The sequence below is a fragment of the Mycobacterium sp. IDUB_3 genome, from assembly GCF_055419585.1.
The window spans coordinates 3,300,890-3,324,210 of sequence record NZ_JBVAXZ010000001.1; the positions used below are offsets into that span (position 1 = coordinate 3,300,890).

The 23,321-nt window shown below is 67.1% G+C and carries 19 protein-coding genes; 9 read left to right on the forward strand and 10 right to left on the reverse strand.

Going from position 1 to position 23,321, the window contains the following annotated elements:
• Positions 1-52 precede the first annotated feature (52 nt).
• Entirely contained in the window at positions 53-3,301 is a 3,249-nt protein-coding gene (locus ACZYVJ_RS15300; protein WP_463831795.1) for an ATP-binding protein, read from the forward strand.
• Between the two features lie 69 nt (positions 3,302-3,370).
• Here the strand turns inward: ACZYVJ_RS15300 and ACZYVJ_RS15305 are convergent, their stop codons facing one another.
• The 6 genes from ACZYVJ_RS15305 to ACZYVJ_RS15330 form a co-directional block, all read right to left on the reverse strand.
• Positions 3,371-3,997, reverse strand: a complete 627-nt coding sequence (locus tag ACZYVJ_RS15305; RefSeq protein WP_463833004.1) for a TetR/AcrR family transcriptional regulator — start codon at positions 3,995-3,997, stop codon at positions 3,371-3,373.
• A gap of 9 nt (positions 3,998-4,006) precedes the next feature.
• The gene (locus ACZYVJ_RS15310) at positions 4,007-5,296 is read right to left on the reverse strand and encodes a lipase family protein (RefSeq protein WP_463831796.1); all 1,290 of its coding nucleotides are present in this window, start codon (positions 5,294-5,296) and stop codon (positions 4,007-4,009) included.
• A 183-nt stretch (positions 5,297-5,479) separates the two neighbouring features.
• Positions 5,480-6,289: a polysaccharide deacetylase family protein gene (locus ACZYVJ_RS15315; RefSeq protein ID WP_463831797.1), complete on the reverse strand. Its 810-nt coding sequence runs from the start codon at positions 6,287-6,289 to the stop codon at positions 5,480-5,482.
• Positions 6,290-6,549: 260 nt separating this feature from the next.
• On the reverse strand, positions 6,550-7,941 hold the full coding sequence (locus ACZYVJ_RS15320) for an alpha/beta hydrolase (RefSeq protein ID WP_463831798.1): 1,392 nt from the start codon (positions 7,939-7,941) through the stop codon (positions 6,550-6,552).
• Positions 7,942-8,113: 172 nt separating this feature from the next.
• Entirely contained in the window at positions 8,114-10,402 is a 2,289-nt protein-coding gene (locus tag ACZYVJ_RS15325) for a heavy metal translocating P-type ATPase (protein WP_463831799.1), read from the reverse strand.
• Positions 10,399-10,611, reverse strand: a complete 213-nt coding sequence (locus tag ACZYVJ_RS15330) for a heavy-metal-associated domain-containing protein (protein WP_463831800.1) — start codon at positions 10,609-10,611, stop codon at positions 10,399-10,401. The genes ACZYVJ_RS15325 and ACZYVJ_RS15330 overlap by 4 nt, the downstream gene beginning before the upstream one ends.
• Before the next feature lie 192 nt (positions 10,612-10,803).
• On the opposite strand from ACZYVJ_RS15330, the gene ACZYVJ_RS15335 reads away from it, so the two are divergent.
• Complete coding sequence (locus ACZYVJ_RS15335; protein ID WP_463831801.1) at positions 10,804-11,274, forward strand: SRPBCC family protein; 471 nt, start codon at positions 10,804-10,806, stop codon at positions 11,272-11,274.
• Here ACZYVJ_RS15335 and ACZYVJ_RS15340 read toward each other — a convergent pair whose 3' ends face one another.
• On the reverse strand, positions 11,275-11,835 hold the full coding sequence (locus ACZYVJ_RS15340) for a pyridoxamine 5'-phosphate oxidase family protein (RefSeq protein WP_463831802.1): 561 nt from the start codon (positions 11,833-11,835) through the stop codon (positions 11,275-11,277).
• 162 nt (positions 11,836-11,997) lie between these two features.
• Here ACZYVJ_RS15340 and ACZYVJ_RS15345 point away from each other — a divergent pair, with 162 nt between their 5' ends.
• A complete protein-coding gene (locus ACZYVJ_RS15345) occupies positions 11,998-12,609 on the forward strand; it encodes a TetR/AcrR family transcriptional regulator (protein ID WP_463833005.1) in 612 nt (203 codons plus the stop codon).
• A 69-nt stretch (positions 12,610-12,678) separates the two neighbouring features.
• Positions 12,679-13,164 carry a YkgB family protein gene (locus ACZYVJ_RS15350; RefSeq protein ID WP_463831803.1) on the forward strand — a complete coding sequence of 162 codons (486 nt, stop codon included), beginning with the start codon at positions 12,679-12,681 and terminating at the stop codon, positions 13,162-13,164.
• Here the strand turns inward: ACZYVJ_RS15350 and ACZYVJ_RS15355 are convergent.
• The gene (locus ACZYVJ_RS15355) at positions 13,126-13,752 is read right to left on the reverse strand and encodes a TetR/AcrR family transcriptional regulator (protein ID WP_463831804.1); all 627 of its coding nucleotides are present in this window, start codon (positions 13,750-13,752) and stop codon (positions 13,126-13,128) included. The two genes, ACZYVJ_RS15350 and ACZYVJ_RS15355, sit on opposite strands and share 39 nt — an antisense overlap.
• Before the next feature lie 134 nt (positions 13,753-13,886).
• Between ACZYVJ_RS15355 and ACZYVJ_RS15360 the strand changes: the two genes are divergently transcribed.
• From ACZYVJ_RS15360 to ACZYVJ_RS15380, 5 genes are all read left to right on the forward strand, one after another.
• Positions 13,887-14,510, forward strand: coding sequence for a TetR/AcrR family transcriptional regulator (locus tag ACZYVJ_RS15360; protein ID WP_463833006.1), 624 nt, complete (start codon positions 13,887-13,889; stop codon positions 14,508-14,510).
• A gap of 91 nt (positions 14,511-14,601) precedes the next feature.
• A complete protein-coding gene (locus ACZYVJ_RS15365) occupies positions 14,602-16,401 on the forward strand; it encodes a flavin-containing monooxygenase (protein ID WP_463831805.1) in 1,800 nt (599 codons plus the stop codon).
• Positions 16,398-17,969 carry a flavin-containing monooxygenase gene (locus ACZYVJ_RS15370; RefSeq protein ID WP_463831806.1) on the forward strand — a complete coding sequence of 524 codons (1,572 nt, stop codon included), beginning with the start codon at positions 16,398-16,400 and terminating at the stop codon, positions 17,967-17,969. Before ACZYVJ_RS15365 ends, ACZYVJ_RS15370 begins: the two co-directional genes overlap by 4 nt.
• A gap of 110 nt (positions 17,970-18,079) precedes the next feature.
• Positions 18,080-19,153: a sulfate ABC transporter substrate-binding protein gene (locus tag ACZYVJ_RS15375; RefSeq protein WP_463831807.1), complete on the forward strand. Its 1,074-nt coding sequence runs from the start codon at positions 18,080-18,082 to the stop codon at positions 19,151-19,153.
• An 18-nt stretch (positions 19,154-19,171) separates the two neighbouring features.
• Positions 19,172-20,947: a SulP family inorganic anion transporter gene (locus ACZYVJ_RS15380; RefSeq protein ID WP_463831808.1), complete on the forward strand. Its 1,776-nt coding sequence runs from the start codon at positions 19,172-19,174 to the stop codon at positions 20,945-20,947.
• Here ACZYVJ_RS15380 and ACZYVJ_RS15385 read toward each other — a convergent pair.
• Both ACZYVJ_RS15385 and ACZYVJ_RS15390 read right to left on the reverse strand, forming a co-directional pair.
• Positions 20,944-21,777, reverse strand: coding sequence for an SDR family oxidoreductase (locus ACZYVJ_RS15385; protein ID WP_463831809.1), 834 nt, complete (start codon positions 21,775-21,777; stop codon positions 20,944-20,946). The genes ACZYVJ_RS15380 and ACZYVJ_RS15385 overlap by 4 nt on opposite strands.
• Positions 21,778-21,841: 64 nt before the next feature.
• Positions 21,842-23,146, reverse strand: a complete 1,305-nt coding sequence (locus ACZYVJ_RS15390; RefSeq protein WP_463831810.1) for a sodium:proton exchanger — start codon at positions 23,144-23,146, stop codon at positions 21,842-21,844.
• Positions 23,147-23,321: the final 175 nt, after the last annotated feature.

Consider the following 23,321-nt stretch of genomic DNA (forward strand, 5'->3'; position numbering starts at 1 on the left):
GGCTGCTGATTTCCAGGGTGCGCAACCGTCGAGGGATGAGACGATATTCCTCGTGACGGACGGCCGGGGCATACCGGCGGAGAGCGAAAGTACCCAAAGCGAGCTTGACGTATCAATCGACGAGCTGGTCGATCGCGCCGTGTCCGCAATCAACCGCGGTGACTCTACGACTGCGACGGCCTTGGCCGGTCAGCTCCTTGCCATCGACCACGGAAACGCCGACGCCGAGGACTTGCTGTCAGCCGCGCCCGGCGTCGGCGGGGAGATCCGGCGGCTAACGATTCTGTTCGCCGACGTGGTCGATTCAACCGTGTTGTCGACCCTCGTGGAGCCGGAGATTTATCGACTCGTGGTCGGGGGATATCGGGACATCGTTTTGCACGCGGTCGACCGCTATGAGGGACACATCGGTTCCACCAAGGGCGACGGGTTGTTGGCGGTGTTCGGTCACCCGACTGCACATGAGAACGACGTCCAACGCGCGGTTCACGCGGGGCTGGAGATAGCGCGTGGCGTGGACCGGCTCAGCCAACAGACCCAGCGCCGTTTCGGAATCGGAATCGCGGCCCGCGTCGGGGTGCACCGCGGGCTGGTTTACCTGGACACTGCACAGGACGACGTGTACGGGTTGGCGGCGAACTTAGCCGCTCGCCTCTCGGGACTTGCGGCACCTAATTCGATGGTTGTGTCGAATCCGGTTGCGGCGCTTGTGGGTAACGATTTCGAGCTTGAGGAGCGGCCCGCCGCGCCGGTGAAAGGTGTGGCGGGGGTGATCGCTCATCATCGCGTCGTCGGCGAACGTGCTGAGCGGCCGGCGCGGGTGAACGGTCCGCTCGTGGGTCGTGAGCGTGAGTTGGCGCAGCTGCACGCGTGCTGGGAGGAAGCGCGAACCGGCACGTGCACAACCCGCGGCCTGTTCTTCTATGGCGAACCGGGCGTCGGGAAAAGCCGGCTGGCGGCTGAAGCCGCAAATTTGGTCAAGCACTCCGGCGCGGTGGTGCTGGAGCTGTCCGGGTCGCCCTTTCACACCCATGTGGGCTTGCACCCCGTCCGGGCGTTGCTTGAGCGGCGGTGCGGGATATCTCGTCTGACAGATGCACGGGAGCGGCTGGAATTACTCCAGGCCGAAATAACCGCGCGTGGACTAGATCCCAGCGCCGCGGTGCCGGCACTCGCGCCGGTTCTGGCGATCGGACCCGAGCACGGCTACGAGCCGGTCCCAGCCGAGGGCCACAGGCTGGAGGAGTCGATCGCCGCGACGGTGCGCGCATATCTGATCGCCTGCTTGAGCGATGGCCCGGCGCTGCTCGTCGCCGAGGATTTACAGTGGTTCGATCAGTCGACGCTGGAAGTGGTCGGTGCGATGCTCGACGCCGCCGAGGGCCGGCTGCTTGTCGTGCTTACCGGTCGTGACGAAAACTGCTTGCCGACCCAGTGGCAGGTAAAGCGATTCGACTTGGCGCCGTTGACGGACGAGGAGACTGATGAGCTCATCGTCACGCTAGAGCCGACCGTCAGCGACGAGGAGCGTGCAGCGGTGCGAGCACGCTGTGACGGGGTGCCTCTCTACATCGAGCAGGTCGTGGCAGGGCTACGCATGCCGGCGCCGGACGGGATGCTTGTGCCCGATGCGCTGTACGAACCGTTGTTCGCGCGCCTGCGTGCCGGCAAAAACGTCGTGCCGGTGGTAGAGGCCGCCGCAGTCATCGGTCGCCATATCGACCGAACGCTGTTGATTACGGTGGTCGACCTCGACGAGCGTCAGGTCGACGAAGTCATCGACCAGCTGACTGAGGCGCACGTGCTTGAGCGATCTGGTGAGGGCATTTGGCGTTTCCGCCATGAGCTGCTCCGAGAGGTCGCCGGGGAACTAGCCCCTCCCAGCGTGCGGCAGGGGTTACACGCCAAGGTGGCCGACGCCGTGGTGAACGCCATGACCGGTGACCCCGACTGGCCGCTGGTCGCCTCACATTACGAGCAGGGTGGCCGGCACGCCGATGCCGCGTCGGCGTACCAACGGGCGGCGGCCGCTGCCCGTCGCCGGGGCGCTCTCGCTGAAGCCCGGACATACCTGACCAACGCCGTCACGCAGGTTGAGCAATGCCCGCCCGGCCCGGACCGCGACCAGCGCGAGATCGCCCCGCGACTGGAGCGCGGCTACCTTGTCGCCACCGCCGAAGGCGCCCAAAGCCGGGTTGCCGCTTCAGATTTCGAACGCTGCCTACAGCTGGCCGGCACAGACCTGCACGACGATGAACTGTTCGCGACGCTGCTCGCCGTGGGTGCCTACTACCTCTGGCGCTCGGACCTGCGCCGGGCGGATGCGGTGATGATGGCCCTACAAGCGGCCACCGAGCGCGGCCGCCAATGGTTTCGGCCCGCCCTCGGGGGTTCATCGGGCATCGTGGCGTGGCTGCGCGGCGAATTCGATAGCGCTAGACAGTGTTTCGAACAGGCAACGACAGGTCACGCCAAAGATTATGAAGAACGGATACAGGCAATATGGTTCGTCCCGCACGACCCGGTGGCATTGGCGCATGAACACCTGGCTTGGATCCGCCTGGTGCAGGGGGACCTCACGGGTGCTGAGGCGCAACTGAAACGGGCCGTGCACCGGGCAAGCCAGCTGGGCTATCCCCAAAAGCCTTACAACCACCTCTACGCCATTGACATGGAGATCTGGGTTCGCGCCGAAACCGGTCAGTACGACCGCGCCCGCGCACTGGTCCGCGAGATAAACGAAACATCCGACCGATACGGCCTCGACTCTTTGTACTGGCAGCTGCTTGGGGCGACTGAAAAGGCGATGGTCGACGGGCAAGAGGCTATCGCTGCGCGCAATCCCGACCCTGCGTCGTTGTCACCCCACATTGAGGCCATGACCCAGGTAATCGAGATCTGGCAGGCGCTGGGAGCCAGCACGTACCGGCCGTTCTACTGGTGCGTCCTCGGACGCATTTTGGCCGCGGCTATGCAGCCCGTCCAGGCCCGTGCCCGTCTCGATGTGGCGCTGCAATTCGCGGCGGACTCCGGCGTGCGTTTCTACGACGCCGAGCTGCTGCGGGCCCGGGCGCAAACTCACACAGAGCCGGATGCGCGCGCTGACGACCTCGCCGCCGCCCGCGACGTCGCTCGCCGCCAAGGCGCGCGGCTTTTTGAAATCCGGGCAAGCCTCGATGATTTCGTCCTGCGCGGGGAGCCGGCACGAAAGCATCTCGTTGATGCCGTCGCGAAGATACCGAAAGGCAGTCCGCTCCCCGAGCTCGCACGAGCGCGAGCAGTCCTTCAAGTCCTTCAATAGCCCTGTGCACCGGTCTTATTAGCTGCCGACGGGCGGGGTGATCTGACTCAGCGTGTCGCACTAACGCCGTCAGTCGTCGCGAACGTCTGCGACGCCCGCGATGACGCCCTGGATCAGCCGGTCCAGGTGCTCGGCATCGTCGACGGCCGGCTGGCCCGCGACGAAGGTCAGCATGATGCCGTTGATGAACGCGAGCGTGGCGATCGCCTGGTCGTCGACCAACGCCGGATCCGGGGCGCTGCCATCGGGATGCCACTGGGTCACGACGTTGCGCGCCAACGCGTAGAGGCGGTCAGCGGAGTCGTTGAGGGCCGCGGCCAGTTCCGGGTCCCGGCCGGCGAGCAGCGCGAGTTCATAGCGGGCCTTGGCGCGCGTCAGCCATGGTTCGCTGTTCACGTACATGACGATGCGGGCCAGACCCGCGGTACCGGCGAACTGGGTGGCGTTGTCCTCGGCGAGTTCGGCCATCATCGAGAAGTCGGCGACGTCGAGTTCGGCCAGCCGCGTCGCGATGGCGTGCATCAGCGCCTTGCGGGTCCGAAAGTAGAACGACGTGGTGCCGGGGGGCACGCCGGCGTGCTCGTCGACTTTCGGGTGACTGACGCCGTGCACCCCGTTGCCGCCCAGCAGTTCGATCGCGGCGTCGGCGAGCTGACGGCGCCGCTCCGCCGCGTTGTGCTTTCTACGTGCAGCGATACCCCGAGTTTAGAACTGGCCACAGTTCGGTGCGGTGGGCACGCCGTTGAAGCGGGCGGCGATCCATTGCATGGCCGGTTCACCGTCGACCAGCATTGGCAGCGCGTGGTTGATGACGAGCTTGTTGAGGAAGGGCGGCTCTTCGTTGGTGCGGAATTCCACGTCGGCGCCCTGGGCGCACCAGTCGCGGCCCAGCTGATTGGCCGCGGTCCAGGGCACCAGCGGGTCGTAGCGGTTGCTGTCGATCAGCACCGGTGCACTGGGCTTGAAGCGGCCGATCCGCTGCGCATCGAACAGGGTGTTGAACGGCTCCTCGTTGACCAATTTGTAGATGTCTTCGGTGAAGTACGGCTGCAGGTGACGAAACATGAAGTCCAGCAGGGTCTGTCCCACACACTGGCGCGATACCGACTCCAGCATCGCCAGGCCGCGCGGCGTCATCTTGGAGCGGATGGTATCGGCGAACTCCGGGTAGGCGGCCATCACGCTGTTGAGCGCGTATCCGACGACACCGACCAGGACGCTGCCGTCGGCGTAGGGGAACAGCTCTTTGAGGTCGGCCGGCGGCGCCCCGGCGTAAGTGCCCACGATATGAAGGTCGGGGGCATACTGCGAGGCGAGTTCGGCGGCCGACGCCGAAGCGCCACCCCCCTGTGAGTAGCCCCAAAAGGCCACCGGCCCATGCGGATCCAACGACGTTCCGGGCAGGCGCATGGCGGCGCGGGCGGCATCGAGCACGGCCTGGCCCTCGGCCACCCGGCCCACGTAGGTGTGCATCGACGGGGTGCCCAGGCCCTGATAATCGGTCATCACGATGGCAAAGCCACGGGCGACCATGGTGGCGACGAAGAGCTCCTCGTAGTTGAACATGATGTCCCAGCCACCCGAATAGTGGATGCCCTGGTTGAACATTCGCGACGGGGCGCACTGATTGCCCTGGCCCTGGGTGCCAGGCGCGTAGCTGATCAACGGCCGAGGTCCACCGCCGGGCCAGTCGTTGTAGGGCTCGAAGTAGGTGCCGGTGACCGCGATCGGGTTGCCCCGGGTATCGGTGCTGCGGTACATGATCCGAGTGCCGGTGGCCATGATCGCGCCCAACTGGCCGGAGGGCTCCAGCACCAGCCGCGACGGCTCGGTGCGGATCAGGTCGCCGGGCTGGCCGGGCGGCAGGGGATCCGGCGGCAGGTAGAAGTCCGCATACTGCGGTTCGTCCCCGCCGTCGGCCCGCGCATTTGCGACCCCCACGAGTGCGGAAACAGTCATCAGCAGTGCTGCGAGAACTCCCCCGGCCCGACGCATTACGGAACGGTAACAATCGCGGGGTCGCCAGCGGAAGAGCAATCTCTAAATTTTTAGAGATTGGTTTTGAACCTACCGCTGTTTCTGGCTGAAGAATTGCCAGATGGCGTCCGTGGCGTCCAGGGCCGTCGTCGGCGCCGGAATAGGCCGGGGCGACGCCGAAATCGGTTGACTAGCCGGGCGCTACGGCGTCTTGAGGAACACGTCGTTGAGCGTGACGGTACGAAGGTTCCGGTCACGGATGATGTCGATGAGTTGCGGATAGACATGCGTCACCGGCAGATGATTGAGGTGCCCGATCACGATGGACTGCGGTGTGAAGTACTGATCGGCCATCTGCACGATGTACTCCTCGGTGATCAAGGTCGAGTCCGACAGCGATCCCGACCACAAAGTCGGGACCTTGTAACCGAGGTCGGCGGCCACCGCGTCGACGGCGGCGTTGCGCTTCGCGTACGGCGGCCGCCAATACGGTTTCGCGCCGATCCCGTACTTGTTCTTCAGAAACACATCATTGCGTGAGAGCTGTTCGGCGACTTGCTCTTTCGACAGCGTGGTCATGTCCGGGTGTGACCAGGTGTGGTTGCCGAGCTGAATTTGCCCGCTGTCCACCAACGGCCGCAGCATGTCCAGGTTCTCGGTCCACGAGTCGTAGATCCCGTTGACGAAATAGGTCAGCCGGATGTCGGTGTCCTTGGCGAACTGCGTATAGGCCCGCACCACCTCGCTGTTGACGCCGTCGTCGACGGTCAGCGCGAGCAGATCGCCGTCGCCGGGGATCTTCATCAGGGCACCGCCGCCGGGCAGCGGGATGCGGGCGCTCGGTGGCGGGGGCGGCAGCAGGGCCTGCGGGGCGGTCGGGCCGGAGGTCGGTATGTCGGCCGCCGGGGTTTGGGCGAACGTGCGGGGCTGCGGATCGACGATGAGCCGGGCCGCGCCCACGCCGGCCACGACCGACGCGGCAAGCGATCCGAGGAATTGACGACGGTTCATAGCTGACAAGCGAGGGCGTCGAACAAATCATCACGCGATAGCAGAAATGGCGAATTCGGCCCGGGTATTCGCCCATTTATTGTGGCGTGCTGCGCAACTAGCGGGTCCGCATGGGAACCGCCGTGGGTGCAAAACATCGATGCCACAGCAGCGAACCGTACCATTCGCGCTGCCCATATGTCGGCTGCGTTACGGGAGGGTCAGCTGTGAATTTCGCCGACTCCGGTTATCGTCGGTGAACGCGAGCCGACCAGGGGAAATTAACGCGGTTCGCCGGCGGCCCGTTGCGGCAGCTGGACCGGTTCGGTATCGGGCGTACCGAGCGTCGAGGCCAGCCAGGGTAGCGCCGTGGCAAACGCCTCGGCGGCGAACGGCCAGTCGTGTTTGCCCGGCTGGGCGACCACCGCGCAGGCGATGCCGTTGGTGGCGCCGACGGCGCACAGCGAGTTCGCCGCGACGTCCTGGCCCTCGGGGTTGGCGGCGGGGTCGCTGCTGGACGCGATCAGGGCCGGATTGCCCTCCTGCGCGACGTTGTGCGCCCCGTCCGAGCCGGGCACGTCGAACCAACCCGACAGGCCGTCGTAATGGCCGTGCTTCGTCATGACGGTGACCGGGTCGAAGGCGGCCCAGGCGTCGTGATTGCCGCCGAACAACCGGGCGATGGTTTGATCCTTGGAGCCGCCGTTGGGCCCGCGGTCACCCGCGATGTCCACGAACGCGCTGAACAGCTCGGGGTGCATGACGGCCAGGGTCACGGCGCAGGTCCCGCCCATCGACCATCCGGCGACGCCCCAGTTGGCCCGGTCGGCGCTGACGCCGAAGTTCGACACCATGAAGGGCTCGATGTCCTTCGTCAGATGGTCGGCGGCGTTGCCGCGGGTGCCGTTGACGCACTCGGTGTCGTTGTCGAAGGAACCGGTCGGATCGACGAACACCAGCACCGGGGAGAAGCCGTGGTGTGCGGCGGCGAAGTTGTCGATCGCGGTGAACGCGCCGCCGGGGCCCAGCCAGTCGGCCGGGGTGTTGAAAGCGGAGCTGATCATCATGACCGCCGGCAGCCGAGGCGGCGGATTGGTGTTGAACCATGCGGGCGGCAGGTAGACCAATTCCCGGCGGTGCGCGAAGTGCGAACCGTTGTCGTCGATGTCCACCGGTACCACCACGCCCTTGGTCGGCTTGGTCCCGGCGACCTGCATCTCGGTCACCCGCAGCCGGTCGATCTGGTCGGGCAGCGGCACGGACGTCAGCTGATTCCACGCGGCGAGCGCGGTGGGGAAGTAACCCACCCAGCCGTTCAGCGCCATGCCCGCGCACAGAACACACAGCGGTATCGCCAGCACCGCAATCCCGCGTCGCCACCAGCGGATCCCACGCCACCCAACCAGGAGGACCGCGGCGGCCAGGCCGCTCATCGCGATCCAGAGCCACAGCGTCGTCGGTGCCGGGTCGCCGGCGACCCCGAGCGAGGTGATGTACCACCGGGCCAGCAGGGTCACCGCGACGGCCGCGATCAGCGCGACCGGCAGCACCCGCTTGAGCCAGCTTCGTGTGCGCCATTGAATCGCGACGAGCAGCACGAGCAGCGCCAGGCCCTGCACGGCCGGCGGAAACCAGCCGTGCAACAGGGACAGTTGTCCGAAGAACTGCTCCAACGGTCGTGACCTTTGCTAGATCGATCGCTGCGGGCGGGTGAGGTGAGTATCGAAGGGCCGGTCGGGGTCACCGAAGGCGCGGCCGGACCAACTATCCCATATGAACGTGGCCCGTCAGCCGACCGTTTCTGCGTGTGGGCCGACCAGATGTGCGTGGTCCCGGGTCCACCGCTCATGCGCCGCCGATGACGCTGGTGAACGAGCGCAGTCGCAGGCTGTTACCAACGACGAGAAGGCTGGAGGCTGCCATCGCGGCGCCGGCGAACATCGGGTTGAGCATGCCGTTCGCCGCCAGGGGGATCGCGGCAAGGTTGTATCCGAAGGCCCACAGCAGGTTGGTCTTGATGGTGGCCAGGGTTCGCCGGGACAGCCGGATCGCGTCGACGGCGGCACGCAGGTCGCCTCGGATCACCGTGAGGTCGGCGGCCTGGATTGCGACGTCGGTGCCGGTGCCCATGGCCAGGCCCAGGTCGGCGGCCGCCAGCGCCGCGGCGTCGTTGACGCCGTCACCGACCATGGCGACCGCCTTGCCCTCGGATTGCAGGCGTTTGACGGCGGCGACCTTGTCCGCGGGCGTCGCGTCGGCGATGACCTCCGCGATGCCGAGTTCGCCGGCGATATGGGCGGCGACGCCTGCGTTGTCGCCGGTCAGCAGCACCGGGGTCAGGCCCAGCCCGATGAACTGCCGCACCGCCTCGGCGCTGGAGGGTTTGACGGTGTCGGCGACTACCAGGATGCCCCGGGCCAGACCGTCCCAGCCGACGGCGACGGCGGTCTTGCCCTCGCCCTCGGCGCGGGTTTTGGCCGCCGACAGGTCCGCGTCGAGGCGGATTCCGCAGTCGGTCAGCAGGCTCTCGCGCCCGACGACGACGGCGCGACCGTCGACCGTGCCCCGCACACCCTCGCCGTTCACCCCGGTGAAGTCGGCGGGTGCCGGGAGCGCGCCAAGTTGTGCCGTGGCGGCCCGGGCGATGGCGCGCGCGACCGGATGCTCGGAGGCGTCTTCCAGGGCGCCGGCATAACGCAACAGCGTGGCGCGGTCGGTCCCGGCCGCGACGATCGCGTCGACCAAAGTCATCTTGCCGGTAGTGACGGTGCCGGTCTTGTCCAGCACGATCGTGTCGACGTCGCGGGTCGACTCCAGCACCTCGGGCCCGTTGATGAGCACGCCCAGCTGAGCGGCGCGGCCGGTGCCGACCAGCAGGGCGGTCGGAGTCGCCAGCCCCAGCGCGCACGGGCAGGCGATGATGAGCACCGCGACGCCGGCCGTCAGGGCGGTGGTGAGCGAGTAGCCCGCCGCGAGCCAGCCGGCCAGCGTCGCCACCGCCAGCGCCATGACCACGGGTACGAACACCCCCGAGACGCGGTCGGCGAGGCGCTGCACGCGGGCCTTGCCGGATTGCGCCCGCTCGACGAGCCTGGCCATCTGCGCGAGCTGGGTGTCGTCTCCGACCCCGGTGGCCCGGACCACGAGCCGACCACCCGCGTTGACGGTGGCGCCGGTGACGACGTCACCCTCGCCGACCTCGACCGGGACGGACTCGCCGGTCAGCATGGAGGTGTCCACGGCCGAGGAACCCGCGACGACGATCCCGTCGGTGGCGATCCGTTCGCCGGGGCGCACGACGAACTCGTCGCCGACCGCGAGCCGTTCGATCGGGACGCGGAATTCGCTGCCTTCGCGCAGCACCGCCACGTCCTTAGCGCCCAGCGTCAGCAGCGCGCGCAGCGCGGCGCCGGCCGTGCGCTTGGACCGCCTTTCGAAAAAGCGCCCGGCGAGGACGAACAGGGTCACGCCCGCGGCGACTTCGAAGTAGACGTGGCACGGGGCGCCGTCGCGCCCGACGGTCAGCTCGAAGTGGTGCTGCATGCCCGGCTGGCCCGCCGTCCCGAGAACCAGGGCGTAGACGGACCACAGGAACGCCGCCAGCGTCCCGAGCGAGACCAGGGTGTCCATGGTGGCCACGCCGTGTTTGAGGTTCGTCCAAGCGGCCGCGTGGAACGGCTGGCCGCACCACACGACGACCGGTGTGGTCAGGGCCAGCGAAAGCCAGTGCCAGTAGGGGAATTGCAGGGCGGGGACCATGGCCATGGCGATGACCGGGCCGGCCAGCACGACCGCGGTGACCAGACGCCGGCGCAGCGAGGTCAGTCCGGGGTCGTCCGGCGTCGCCGCGTCCGGCGCGGGCTGCGGCGAGCACTGCGCAAGGGTGGCCCGGTAACCGGCCTTTTCGACCTCGCCGATGAGAATCTGCGCGTCGTAACCGGCGGGGGCCGTCACGGCGGCTTTCTCGGTGGCGTAGTTGACCGTCGCGGCAACGCCGTCGAGCTTGTTCAGTTTCTTCTCGATCCGGGCCGCGCAGGAGGCGCAGGTCATCCCGGTGATCTCCAGCGCGATCCGGGGCGATGCCGGGTAATCGGGGAGGGTGCCCTCGTCGATCTGCCGCGGGGGCGTGCTCATGCGACCAAGACGGCCTCATAGCCGGCCTCGTCGACGGCGCCGAGGACGGCGTCCGCGTCGACGGGCTGTGCACTGGTGACGACGAGCTTGCCCGTGGCGGCGCTGACCGTCACGTGGTCGATGCCCGGGATCTGGGCCACCTCGCTACGGACCGCGGCCTCGCAGTGGCCGCAGCTCATTCCGCTCACCCGATATTCGCTGGTGGGCATGCCGCTCCTTCTCGATCCCCCGGCAGTCTTGACCACACCATTCTGCCTGCTGGGCGGAGCGGCCTATTGCCGCAGGTGCGATCCGCCGCCGATGTACCAGATCAGAAAGCCCTGCTGCAACGTGTGGGATCCCAACATCCCGGATCCGCAGAACTAGACCGGATTACGCTGCCGGTAGCGGAAGGAGACATCATGACCGTCACTGTCGTCGACCGGGGGCCCCGCCAGGTGAGCCGCAGGGTCGAGGTGGCCGCCCCGGCCGCGGAGCTGTTCGCCCTGGTGGCCGATCCACGCCGTCACCACGAGCTGGACGGGTCGGGCACCGTGCGCGACAACATCACCGTGCCGGAACAACTGGTTGAGGGCTCGAAGTTTTCGACGCACATGAAGATGTTCGGGCTTCCGTACCGGATCACCAGCACGATCACCGAACTGACGCAAAACGAACTCATCGAATGGCGCCACCCGTTGGGTCACCGCTGGCGGTGGGAATTCGAGAAGCTGTCGCCGACGCTGACCCAGGTCACCGAGACGTTTGACTACCGCGATGCCGGTGCGCTGAAGAACAAGCTGAACTACTACGAGCGGATGGGCTTCGCAAAGGCGAACGCGACGGGCATCGAAGCGACGCTGAGCAAGCTGCGCGACCGCTACGCGGGGTGATCAGCCCGCCGTCGGATCGGCTGCGTCCCAAGGCATCACGCCGGACACCCAGTGGCTGAGTTCGTTGGCCTGGTCGTTGCGGTGCAGATGGCGTGGCGGTGTTGCGAAGGTGGAGTAGGGCCGGCAGCGGATGACGACGCGGTTCTCGCGTTCGCACATGTCCCGGATGTGCGGGCGGGCCTCGTCGCCGAGTGGTTGGCCGGACATCCGGCCGCCGACGGCCATCATCACGTCGACCGCCAGATCCCGGTCGTGGTCGATGATGGCGTCGGCGTAGACCTGCAGATAGGCGAACGGCCAGCGCTCGTCGAGGACGCACAGGCTCACCTTGGGATCGCGTTCGACGATGCGGGCCTTGCCGCGGCCGGCCATGGTGGAGACCAGCAATTCGCCTGTGTCGGTGGGGATGTAGTACACGATCGACATCGCCGGGCCGTCGTTCCGGCGGCGGTAGCCGAACACGCAGGTGCGATGCGTGCGCACGAACTCGCGCCGTTCGGAGGGCAGCATGTCGCGGTCGGTGGGGGCGGTGAAGGGCTCTGCCGCCAAGGGGAGGAGCATGACGAATGTTCCTTGCTGTCAAGGTTGTTGATCGATCCAATATTTATGGATACAGTGTCTCCGTAATGTACGGGGTTGTCAAGCGGCGGGAGCGCCACGGTGAGTGATGTGAGCGACATCAACCGGCCACAGCGCCGTTCCCGCGGCCGCCCGGCCCTGCCGGTGGACCGCATCCTGGCCGCGGCCGTCGCGATCGTCGACGAGCAGGGGCCCGAGGCACTGTCGATGCGCTCGCTGGCGCAGCGCCTGGAGTCGGGAACGGCGACGCTGTACCGCCACTTCTCCAACCGGTCACAACTGGTCTCCCTGGTGATCGACCACATCCTCGGGGAGGTCGACCTCGACGCGAAAGCGCTCGCCGCATTGCCGTGGCAAGAGGCCTGTACCTTGTTCGCGCAGCACATGTTTGACGCGCTGAGCCGGCACGGCAATGTCGCACCCCTGTTGATCGAATACACCCCGATGGGGCCGAATGCGTTGGCTAACCGTGAGCGCTGCCTGGCGGTCTTGCTGGACAACGGCTTTCCGCCGGCGGTGGCGGCCCACGCGTATGCGACGCTGGCCCGCTACGTCCTGGGCTTTGCGGTACAGCTGTCCGGCGCGGCGGGCGATGGTGAACGAGACGCCGAACTCTCCGCGGCGTTTCACCGTCTGGATCCGTCCCGCTTTCCCGCGACGGTCACCGTCGCCGACGATCTGCCCGTGCCGTTGGCCGACGAATTCACTTTCGGGTTGGGGCTCATCGTCGCGGGCCTCGAGCGGTTGCGGAAGTGAACGCGAGCGCGGCCTGAACCGTGGGTTGGGTGGATGCCCGCGTTTGTGCCCCCGAAAGGACTTCGCCCGATGATCGATCACACCCTTGCTCCAGCGACGGCGCCCACGCTGACCCGGTGGGGCCACCACGTCAGCCGCTACGGCCTGGTGATCGTCCTGGCATGGATCGGAGTTGGCAAGTACGTGAAAATGGAATCCCGCGTGCTGATTCAGCACAGTCCACTGATGAGTTGGGTCTACGACATCTTCAGCTTCACCTTCGTCGCGCGCGCACTCGGAACGATGGAAATCGTTGCCGGCCTTCTCATCGCGCTGCGGCCGCTGTGGCCGCTGGTCTCGGCTGTGGGCAGCGCGCTAGCGGTGGTGATGTTCTTGGGCACGCTGAGTTTTCTGTTCACCACCCCCGGCGTAGTGATGACGTACACCCACGGCCTTCCGGTGCTCTCGGCGCTGCCGGGCCAATTTCTGCTCAAGGATCTGGTCTTGCTCGGCGTCGCATTGTGGACGTTGGGCGATTCACTGACGGCCGTCGGCAAAGAGCGTTCCCCGCAGTAGTCCCTTGGCCGAATCGAGCGTCGCGGCGTAAGCATTCGGGTGCAGGCTGGCCGCCCGTTCCGTCAGACCGCGGGCCAGTGCATGGATCGCATTCACCGCGGCACGCGGATCGGTGCCCTCAGGCAACGCGCCCTGCGCTCGGGCGTCCCCGATGACCTCAGCGATGGTGTCGCGCAATGCTTTCGGTCCGGGGTGCTGCAACCGGTTGCCATGTTCGTGGCCGATCACGCGCATCGCGCGCTCGAAGGCGGCCAGATCGGGATAGTCGCGCATCAACCGGCTTGACTCGTCGAGCACAGCGGCGAGCCGATCGACGACGGTGTCGGCCTGCGCGGCGGCGGCCCGCAGCCGGGGGAGTGCGATCCGGTCCATCTCACCGACGGTGGCCTCGAGCAACTCGGACTTGTTCGCAAAGTAGTGATACAAGCTGCCGCTGGTCATGTCTGCGGCGCGGGCGATCTCACGAATCGTGGCGCGGGTGTGGCCCGCCTCGGCCACACAGCGCATCGCCGCGCTGATGATCCGCGCCCGGGTCCGCTCGGCATCGGCGCCCACCGGCCGGCCCAATTGCGGCCGAGTGACGGTCATCCCGCGCCTCGGGTCCGTGGGTCACGCACCGCGCACCTCCGCGCCAAGACCAGAGAAATTGATCGTCCGATTATATTCGATATGTTCCGAACCATCAGCCGACGGACAGGATGCGACCAGTGCAGGCAGCACCCGTGACGCGGGCGCAACGCGGGCGCCCGGTCGGTGCCAGCGGCGAGGAGACCCGCCGGCGGATCATCGCCGCCACCATGCGGTGCGTGGCCACGGCGGGGTACGCCCGCGCGACGATTCGTGAGATCGCCCGCACCGCGAACGTGACGAGTGCGAGCCTCTACAACTACTTCCCGAACAAGTCCGAACTGATGAAGGCCGCGGTGGCTGCGCGGACCGACATCGCGGTGCCGCGACTGCGCCGGGCGGCCGCGCGCCCGGGCGACGCGATCGCGCGACTGGAAGCGGTCCTCGACGAATCGGGACGGTTGATGCGTGAGTACCCCGACCTCGCGGCGTTCGAGTGGGTGATCCGGGCGGAAAACGCGGTCGCCGTAGACGCCACTGCGACGGGCGGGTTTCAGGCGTTCCGCGAAATCATCGACGGGATCGTCGAGGACGCATTCCGCGAGGGCGGGCTCGCCGTGGGTACCGACCGGAGCGGCGTTACCGAGGCGGTCTACGCGCTGATCTACGGCCTGACCGAGTTGGCGGCCACGCTGGCGCCCCAGGACTATCACGCGGCGCTGGCGTCGGCCAGGCAGCTGGTCGGCGGCACCCTGCTCGCCGCGGCTTCGCGGGCATAGCCGCCGGTGAACGGCCATTTGCGCGGCCATGCCCTTGATATGATCAAGCGATTGATTATAGGGTCGAGGCCACGGAGAGGAACCCGAGGCCGTGACCGAGACCGTTGGCCAGGCGCTTGATGTCGACGCACTGCGACGCAAGTACGCCGAAGAACGTGCGCGCCGCATCCGCGCGGACGGTATCGCCCAGTACGTCGAGATGACCGGCGCGTTCGCCCGGTTCGCCCACGACCCGTGGACCAACGGGGACCACGCCCGCGAGCCACTCACCGACGAGGTGGACGTGGCCATTGTCGGCGCCGGGTTCGGCGGGCTGTTGACCGGGGCACGGCTACGTCAGCTCGGCGTCCAAAGCGTGCGGTTGATCGATCGGGCGGCCGACGTCGGCGGCACCTGGTACTGGAATCGCTATCCCGGAATCGCTTGTGACGTCGAGTCGTACGTGTACATGCCGCTGCTCGAGGAGTTGGGCTACACGCCCACCGAGAAGTATGCGAAGGGCCCGGAGATCTTCGCCCATTGCCGGCGGATCGCCGAGCACTACGACCTCTACCGCGACGCCTGCCTGCAGACCGACGTGCGGGAAATCCGTTGGGATTCGGCCGAATCGCGGTGGATCATCCGCACCGACCGAGGCGACGAGATGCGCGCCAGGTTCGTGTCCATGGCCAACGGTTATCAGGCCAAACCGAAGCTGCCGGGCATCGACGGACTCGGTGCTTTCCGCGGGCATGCGTTCCACACCAGCCGCTGGGACTATGCCTATACCGGGCCGGCGCTGGAGAACCTGGCCGACAAGCGCGTCGGCATCATCGGCACCGGCGCCACGGCGATCCAGTGTGTACCGCACCTCGCCGCCGCCGCCCAGCGGCTCTACGTCTTTCAGCGCACTCCGTCCTCGGTGGACGTGCGGGCCAACCGCGCGACGGATCCGCAGTGGGCCAACGCCTTACAGCCCGGCTGGCAGCGCGAGCGGATACGAAACTTTCAGATCCTCACCGCCGGAGGCCAAGCCGATCACGACCTGGTCGCCGATGCCTGGACGAGCATCACCCGCAAGCTGCCGGTCATGCGTCAGGATCCAGACGGCCTCGGCGATCCCGAACAGCGCGGCCGCGACATCGAACTGGCGGACTTCGCCAAGATGGACGAGATCCGGGCGCGCGTCGCCGCGATCGTCACCGATCCCGCCACCGCCGAGGCACTCAAACCGTGGTATGGGTATTTCTGTAAACGACCTTGCTTTCACGACGAGTATCTGCAGACGTTCAACCGGGACAACGTCACCCTGGTGGACACCCGAGGCCGGGGGGTGCAGCGGATCACCGAAACCGGCGTGGTGGTGGACGGCGTGCCCTACGAACTCGACTGCCTGATCTTTGCAACGGGTTTCGAGGTGGGCACCGACTACTGTCGCCGCACCGGCTTCGAGTTGATCGGCCGCGACGGCGTGACGCTGACCGGACACTGGGGCGAGGGCGTGCGTACCTTCCAGGGCCTGTGCACGACCAAGTTCCCGAACTGCTTCATCGAAAGCATCGCCCAGGCCGGCCTGACGGTGAACTTCCCCTACCTGCTCGACGTGCAGGCCGGCCACGTCGCGTGGATCATCGCGACCGCACTCGCCGACGGGATCACCGAAATCGAGGCCGCACCCGACGCCGAAGCCGAGTGGGTCGACACGGTGGTGGCCCGCTCGGCAGCCAGCGCCGAGCGCGCCAAGACGTGTACGCCCGGCTATTACAACCGGGAAGGCAAGGCCGACAACAAGACTCGACAGGGCAGCTTCTTCTTCGGCGCGCCCACCGAGTATGCCGACATCCTGCAACAGTGGCGGGCCGACGGGAAGCTGGCGGGCCTGCTGATCCGCCGCGCCGGCGACGGACCGTGACAAGCCGAAAAGCCCGGGCGCTCTACGCCATCGGGCGGGTGCGGGCAGCGACCCGGCGCCGGCGGGGACCAAAGGTGGCCATCATCGGTGCCGGGTTCGGCGGGCTGGGCGCGGCCGTGGCATTGCGCCGCGCGGGCATCGACGATCTGGTGATCATCGAGGGCTCCGACGGCGTCGGCGGCACCTGGCGGCGCAACACCTATCCCGGTGCCGCCTGCGACATCCAGAGCCACCTGTACTCATTTTCGTTTGCCCCCAACACATCCTGGAGCCGCACCTACGCGCGGCAGCCCGAAATACTGTCCTACCTGGAATCGGTGGCCGACGAATTCGACCTGCGTCGGCACCTGATGCTCAACACCACGGTCCGCTCCGCCCGGTGGGACCCGCGCGCCGGCGCGTGGCATTGCCGGCTGGAGCGCGACGGGCGGTCGGCCACACTGACCGCCGACGTCGTCGTGTGTGCGGTCGGCCTGTTCGGTTCCGCCAAGCTCCCCGACATCGACGGGCTGCGCGACTTCACCGGCCCGGTGCTGCACACCGCCGCATGGGATCACGACCTCGATCTGAGCGGTCGGACTGTCGCGGTGATCGGCACCGGCGCCAGTGGGGTGCAGCTGGTACCCGAGCTGGCGAAGACCGCGGCGCACGTGACGGTCTTCCAGCGCACCCCGCCGTGGATGGTGCCTAAGGACGACCGCCCCTACAGCACAACGGAATTGGCCCGATTCAAACGCAGCCCCCTGGCGGTGCGCCGCACCCGCTGGCAGATCTGGAAGTTCCAGCACGACAACACCGCGACCTTCGCCGACGACCCCGTGGTGACGGCGCGCACGCAGATTGCGGCGTCGTTCCTGCGCCGCACCGTGGAACACGAACCGTTGCGCCGGGCGCTGACGCCGGACTATCCGTTCCGCTGTAAGCGGGTGCTGCTGGGCGACGACTATTACCGGGCCTTGCAGCGCGACAACGTCGAACTGGTCACGGACTCCATCGCGCGCGTCGGCCCGACATCGGTGATCACCGCATCGGGCGCGGAAGCCGACGTCGACGCGATCGTGTTGGCCACCGGTTTCGAGACGTCTCGCTACCTGTCCGGCATCGAGGTCGTCGGCGCCGGTGGGCGCACGCTGCACGAGCACTGGGGCGACGACCCGTGCGCCTACCTGGGGGTGGCGGTCAGCGGATTCCCGAACTTCTTCATGCTCTACGGCCCCAACACCAATCAGGGCGGCAACTCCATCGTCTACATCCTCGAGGCCGGGGCGCGGCTGGTCGCCAGCGCGGTAAGCCGGCTGGCGCGCCGCGGCGGATACCTCGACGTGCGTCCCGAGGCCGAAAAGCGCTACAACGACGCGCTTTCCGCGGACCTGGAGCGCACCATCTGGACACAGTGCGACAGCTACTTCCGATCGCCGTCCGGCCGGATCGTCACCCAATGGCCTTATACCGAGCTGGAGTACGCGCGCCGCACCTGGCGGCTGCGGGCACGGGAGTGGACACATGGCCGGGTGCGTGAGGATGCCGGTGTGTCCCAAACACGGTGGGCGTATTTATCTTCAGGCTGATTCTCAAGGCTGCCGCCGGGTGGCCCGATCGTTAACATTCTTAAAAGGGTCGGTGCCACACGCGGCTGTTTGGCACATCATCATGGTCGGTGGTGGGAGGTGTGGTTGGCGTGGTGAAACCGCTGTCACCCGATACGGCCCGCTTGCCGCTGCGCCTGCCCTGGCTCAGCATCCTGGGCGTCTTGGCCATCGTCGTGGCCACGACCGCGATCGTGCTGAAGAACCTTCCCCCGGGTGGCTCCAACGAGATTCTCAACGTGTCCTACGATCCCACCCGTGAGCTGTATGCGGCGCTGGACAAGCGATTCGTCGCGGATTATCGCGCGCATAACGGAACGACGCTGAGCATCAAGGAGTCTCACGGCGGCTCGGGACGTCAACTCCGCAGCGTGCTCGATGGCAGTCAAAAAGCCAGCGTGGTGTCGTTGGCTTTGATCAGCGACATCGACACGCTCAGCAAACGTGGCCTGATCGCCGGCAATTGGCAACAGCGGCTGCCGAACGCCTCGGTGCCCTACACGTCGACCATCGTCTTCGTCGTCCGCAAGGGCAATCCCAGGGGATTTCACGACTGGCCCGACCTGATCAAGCCCGATGTGGCCGTGGTGTCACCCAACCCACGGACGTCGGGCAACGGTCAGCTGAGCGTGCTGGCGGCCTGGGGCGCGGTCACCACCCGCGGCGGCAGCCCGGCGCAGGCGGCCGCATATGTGAAGTCGCTGCTGCAGCATGTCGCGGTCTCCGACGCCGGAGCCCGCAGCGCCGGGGACAGTTTCGCGCTGGCCAAGCTCGGTGATGTCCAACTGACGTGGGAGAACGAGGCGCTGCGCGAGGTGGCGGCGAACAGGGACGAGCTGGAGCTGGTCTACCCGCCGGTCAGCATCCTCGCCCAGCCCGCGGTCGCCTGGGTCGATGCGAACGTGACCGATCCCGCGGCGGCCGCGCACGCGAAGGCCTACCTCGAGTACCTGTTCACCGACGCCGCCCAGGAACTCGTGGCGCAGCACGGGTATCGGCCCTTCAAGCCGGCGATCCTGGCCGAGCACGCCGACCGGCTGCGCCCGCTGACGTTGTTCCCGATCAGCGCCATCGCCAAGGACTGGAGCGACGCCCGGGAACAGTTCTTCGGCACCAATGGAATCCTGGACACGATCTCGGCGCCCGTCGCGGTGTCGGGCGCTTAGCGGAAAGACGCCGACAGCGTGGGTGTGCGTGCGAGTTACAACCTGGTGAAGGGCCGGCATGATGTGATCGCCGGACTTACCGTCGCCGCCATATCGTTTCCCCAGGCGATGGCCTATGCTCTGATCGCCGGGGTGGACCCGAGATTCGGCGTGTACTCGGCGATCGTCGTGACCGTGGTCGCCTCGATATTCGGGTCGTCCTCGCATCTGATCAACGGGCCGACGAGCGCCATCTCGCTGCTGGTGTTCACGGCGCTGGCCTTCGTCGACTCGGAGAACTCCAAGGAACTGTTCGAGGCGCTTTTCCTGCTGGCCGTGCTGGTGGGCGCGTTCCAGATCGTGATCAGCCTGTTCAAGCTGGGCAACCTCACCCGCTACATTTCCGAGTCGGTGATCATCGGCTTCATGGCGGCCGCGGCGTTTTTGCTCGCCATCGGGCAGCTGGGCAACGCGCTGGGCGTGCGCGACAAGGGCAACGGCCACATGCAGGTCCTGCGCCGTGTCTGGCTCACGCTCACCCACGGTGATCACATCAACTACCGCGCACTGACATTGAGTGCGGCGGCGGTGGCCCTGGCCGTCGTCTTGCGCAAGCTGGTGCAACGCTACGGCTGGCCACAGGTCGACATGCTCGCGGTGCTCGTCATCACCGCACTCATCGCCTACCTCGCCGGGTGGTCGACCCCGGGGGCGGGCGGCCACACCGCGGTGTCAGTCGCCGCCAAGATCCCGCGCAGCCTGCCCGGCCCGCATGTCCCGGAGGTCCACACGGAGTGGCTGCCGCATCTGTCGACGGGTGCGCTGGCCATCGCCTTCGTAGGCATCATCGAGGCGCTGTCGATCGCCAAAGCCATTGCCTACCAGACGCAACAGAAGATCGACTACAACCGCCAGATCATGGCCGAAGGGCTGGCCAACCTGACCGGCGGGTTCTTCCAAAGCCTGCCCGGCTCCGGCTCGCTGTCGAGGTCGGCGATCAACTTCCAGTCCGGCGCCGCGACGCGGTTCTCCGGAATCGTCTCTGCCGCAACGGTCGCCGCGGCACTGCTGCTGTTCGCCCCGCTGCTCCGTTACGTTCCGCAGCCGGCGCTGGCCGGACTGCTGCTCGTCACTGCCGCCCGCCTGGTCGATTTCAAGCGCCTGATCTACACGCTCAGGGCGTCCCGCTATGACGCGGGGCTGGTGATCGTCACGGCCGTCACCGGCATCGCCGTCGACCTCGACAAGTCGGTGCTGCTCGGGGTGATCCTGTCGATCCTGCTGTTCGTACCGCGGGCGGCCAAGCTGAAGTCGAGGGAACTCGTCGTCACGCCCGAACGCGTTGTCCGCGAGCGTATTCCGGGTGACTCGCCGGATCCCTCGATCGTCATCTATGACCTCGAAGGCGAGTTGTTCTTCGGGGCCGCACCGGAACTCGACCGGTACCTGTCGGCGATCAACCAGCGCATCACCGACGGTGAGATCACGTTCGTGGTGTTGCGGCTCAAGCGGGTGCGCCACCCCGACGTGGTCTGCATCGAGCGCATCGAGCACTTCTTGCGTGAGGTGACCGAGCGCGGCATCACCGTCCTGCTGGCCGGGGTGCGCGACGACACGCTAGGCGTCTTGAACAACGTGGGCTTCAAGAGCTGGTTCCCGGCCGAGCAGGTCTTTCCCGAAGAGGACGAGGAATTCTCGGCCACCCTCAAGGCGGTGCGCTACGCCCACAACAGGCTGGCGGAGCGCAGGGCCGCAGAGCCGTTCACCAGCGCGCCCGAACTCGCCCCGCACGCGGAGCTGTACTACCTGGTCTAGCCGGCGGACACCCTGGCACGTTCGGTCATCGAGGCGATCACGCCGCCGTCGTTGAGAATGTCTGTGCCGGTGAGGTATCCGGCTTTCTCGCTGGCGCAGAAGGCGAGCAGCTCGGCCATCTCTTCCGGCTTGCCCCACCGCGGGACGGCGGCGTTGGCAACCATCGCGCCCGCGCCGGCCTGTTCCTCGAGCCTGCCCATCTCGGTGTCGATGGACCCCGGTGAGACCGAGACGATGCGCAGCCCGCGGGCGTTGAAGCGCTCCGCTTGCGACTGGCTGTACCACTTCACGAAGCTCTTGCTGATGGCGTATGCGAGACCGGATCGCGCATCCTCTGGAGCGATGGAGCACGCCGCCAGCATGGCGTCCATGAAGGCGGCCGCGTCGTCTAACGCCTGTGGAAATTGTGCTGCAGGAATGACTTCCGCGGGCAAAATGTGCGCCGCCATCGACGCCACGTTGACGATTACCGCACCCTCGTCGGCGACGGCGAAGAACTCCTCGTTGACATTGACGGTGCCGACCGCGTTGGTCCGCATGACGTAGTCGGCGGCACCCATGCTCGGGCTGACCCCGGCGGTGTGGATGACGGAGACAACCATGCCGAGACCGTTGGCGGTCCTCAGCAGATCTGCGACCGCCTGCCGGTCCGTGACATCACAGTTGACCACCGTGGGGGTGATGCCGAGGTGCTGCAGTGCGGCGGTCGCGGCCGCCAGCCGGTCCCGCCTGACGTCGCACAGCACCAGGGTGTGGTCGCGGCCGACGATTTTCGCCGTGGCCAGGCCCATGCCGCCCGCGCCGCCTGTGATCACCGACACTCGATTCATATCTGGACCGTATACGCAGGGTGCTGTCGGACCAGGGCTGGGGCGGTCATCGCGCGACGGAGGCCTACTGCGGGTGGGCGGAACCTTGCGGCTCGTGGTGGGGGTGACCGCTGTGCCGGATGGCGGTGCCGAAGAACGGCGCCCCGACGGTGGCAATTAGGTGGCGGCGGTTGACGATCAGCCCGGCGATGGCCACCGCGGTGTAGACGCCGCAGAGCAGCAACCGCCCCTGTGTCGAGAAGATCGGAAACTGGACCACGAACAACGCGAGCAGTGTGCACGCGGCGGACCTGTGGAACCGCAGCGCCAGGATCAGCGCCAGCCCCATCATCGTCTGGGTCGCGGTGAGCAGCACCTCCTCCACCTGCCGGGAGTCGAGGTGCAGGGAGAGCCCGCCGCCGCCCAACAGGTGGGCGATGGGCAAAGACCCGATCAGCAAGGTCCACTGGTTGACCTTGGAGGAGATCAGCATGGCGATGGCCGCCGTGCCCTTGCCGCGGGCGGCGAAGATGGTCGCGATGATGAATTCTGGCGCTTCGGAGGCCAGCGGGGCCAGCCACTGCACCAGCAGGAAGCGGTTGATGCCGAGTTCGGTGCCGGCGGCGACCAGGTTGTCTGCAAAGGGCTTGGCGCACAGCAGAATCACCCCGCCCGACAACAGGAACAGGCCGATCACGGCGACGCGCCGCCGGCGCTCGGGCAGGTCGCCCAACGCGGCCGCGGTGCCGATCAGGTCGGGCTCTTCGACCTCGCCGTGGCTGATCTTGTAAAGGTAGAACCCGAACCAGGCCAGCAACGCCAGCCCCAGCCCGAAATGGATCTGCCCGCTCGCCGGGATCACAAACGCGATGACGCCGGCGATCAACAGGAATCCGAGTTCGACCCGGTTTGCTGGCTCCAGCGTCAAGCCGGTGATCTTCTCCGAGCCGGACTTGCGCGCGACCAGGATGCTCACCAGCACCACCACGGGCCAGCCCAGACCCATCAACAACCTGTTGGACCCGGTCATGTTGGCGGCGGCGTACTGCGTGTAATCCGCGTTGTGGCCGGACACGTAGGCGTAATAGAGGTCCACGGCGTATTCGGGCAGCACGGCGATCAGGGCGAGCAGCGCCGTGGCGAGCCCGCCGGAGACGTCGATCTGCGCGGCCTCGGCTGCCCACGCCAGCAGGAAGCTGGCCGCCACCACCGCTGCCCCGAAGATGAGCAGGGCGAGCACCGCGCCGGTGTGCAGGCCCGCGATGCGGACGACCACGGCCGGGACGATGAATGCGCCGGTGATCAATCCGGAACGGGCCAGGGTGCGGCGCCGCGAGCCTGCCGTCGTCGAGACGGTGGCTGCGGGCCTGTCTGTGGCGAGCATCGTCATCCTTCGCAGGCGGTGGCGATCGGGCGGTTACGTCGGCTCGGTTGCCGTGGTGAACCGGTTACCCAACGTACCCGCGGCGGCCGGCGTCAGCAACGCTGCGGGGTCGCGAAAGGGACGGTGCATCCGAGCCCATATTTGCTGACCAGGGCACTGCGGATGCAAAAGTTAGGCTGCC

Coding starts and splice junctions, on each gene's coding strand:
- ACZYVJ_RS15310 (WP_463831796.1), bottom strand. CDS start 5,296: ATGCGTCGGGCCGGGGGAGTTCTCGCAGCACTGCTGATGACTGTTTCC.
- ACZYVJ_RS15315 (WP_463831797.1), bottom strand. CDS start 6,289: ATGAACCGTCGTCAATTCCTCGGATCGCTTGCCGCGTCGGTCGTGGCC.
- ACZYVJ_RS15325 (WP_463831799.1), bottom strand. CDS start 10,402: ATGAGCACGCCCCCGCGGCAGATCGACGAGGGCACCCTCCCCGATTAC.
- ACZYVJ_RS15330 (WP_463831800.1), bottom strand. CDS start 10,611: ATGCCCACCAGCGAATATCGGGTGAGCGGAATGAGCTGCGGCCACTGC.
- ACZYVJ_RS15335 (WP_463831801.1), top strand. CDS start 10,804: ATGACCGTCACTGTCGTCGACCGGGGGCCCCGCCAGGTGAGCCGCAGG.
- ACZYVJ_RS15340 (WP_463831802.1), bottom strand. CDS start 11,835: ATGCTCCTCCCCTTGGCGGCAGAGCCCTTCACCGCCCCCACCGACCGC.
- ACZYVJ_RS15350 (WP_463831803.1), top strand. CDS start 12,679: ATGATCGATCACACCCTTGCTCCAGCGACGGCGCCCACGCTGACCCGG.
- ACZYVJ_RS15355 (WP_463831804.1), bottom strand. CDS start 13,752: ATGACCGTCACTCGGCCGCAATTGGGCCGGCCGGTGGGCGCCGATGCC.
- ACZYVJ_RS15385 (WP_463831809.1), bottom strand. CDS start 21,777: ATGAATCGAGTGTCGGTGATCACAGGCGGCGCGGGCGGCATGGGCCTG.
- ACZYVJ_RS15390 (WP_463831810.1), bottom strand. CDS start 23,146: ATGACGATGCTCGCCACAGACAGGCCCGCAGCCACCGTCTCGACGACG.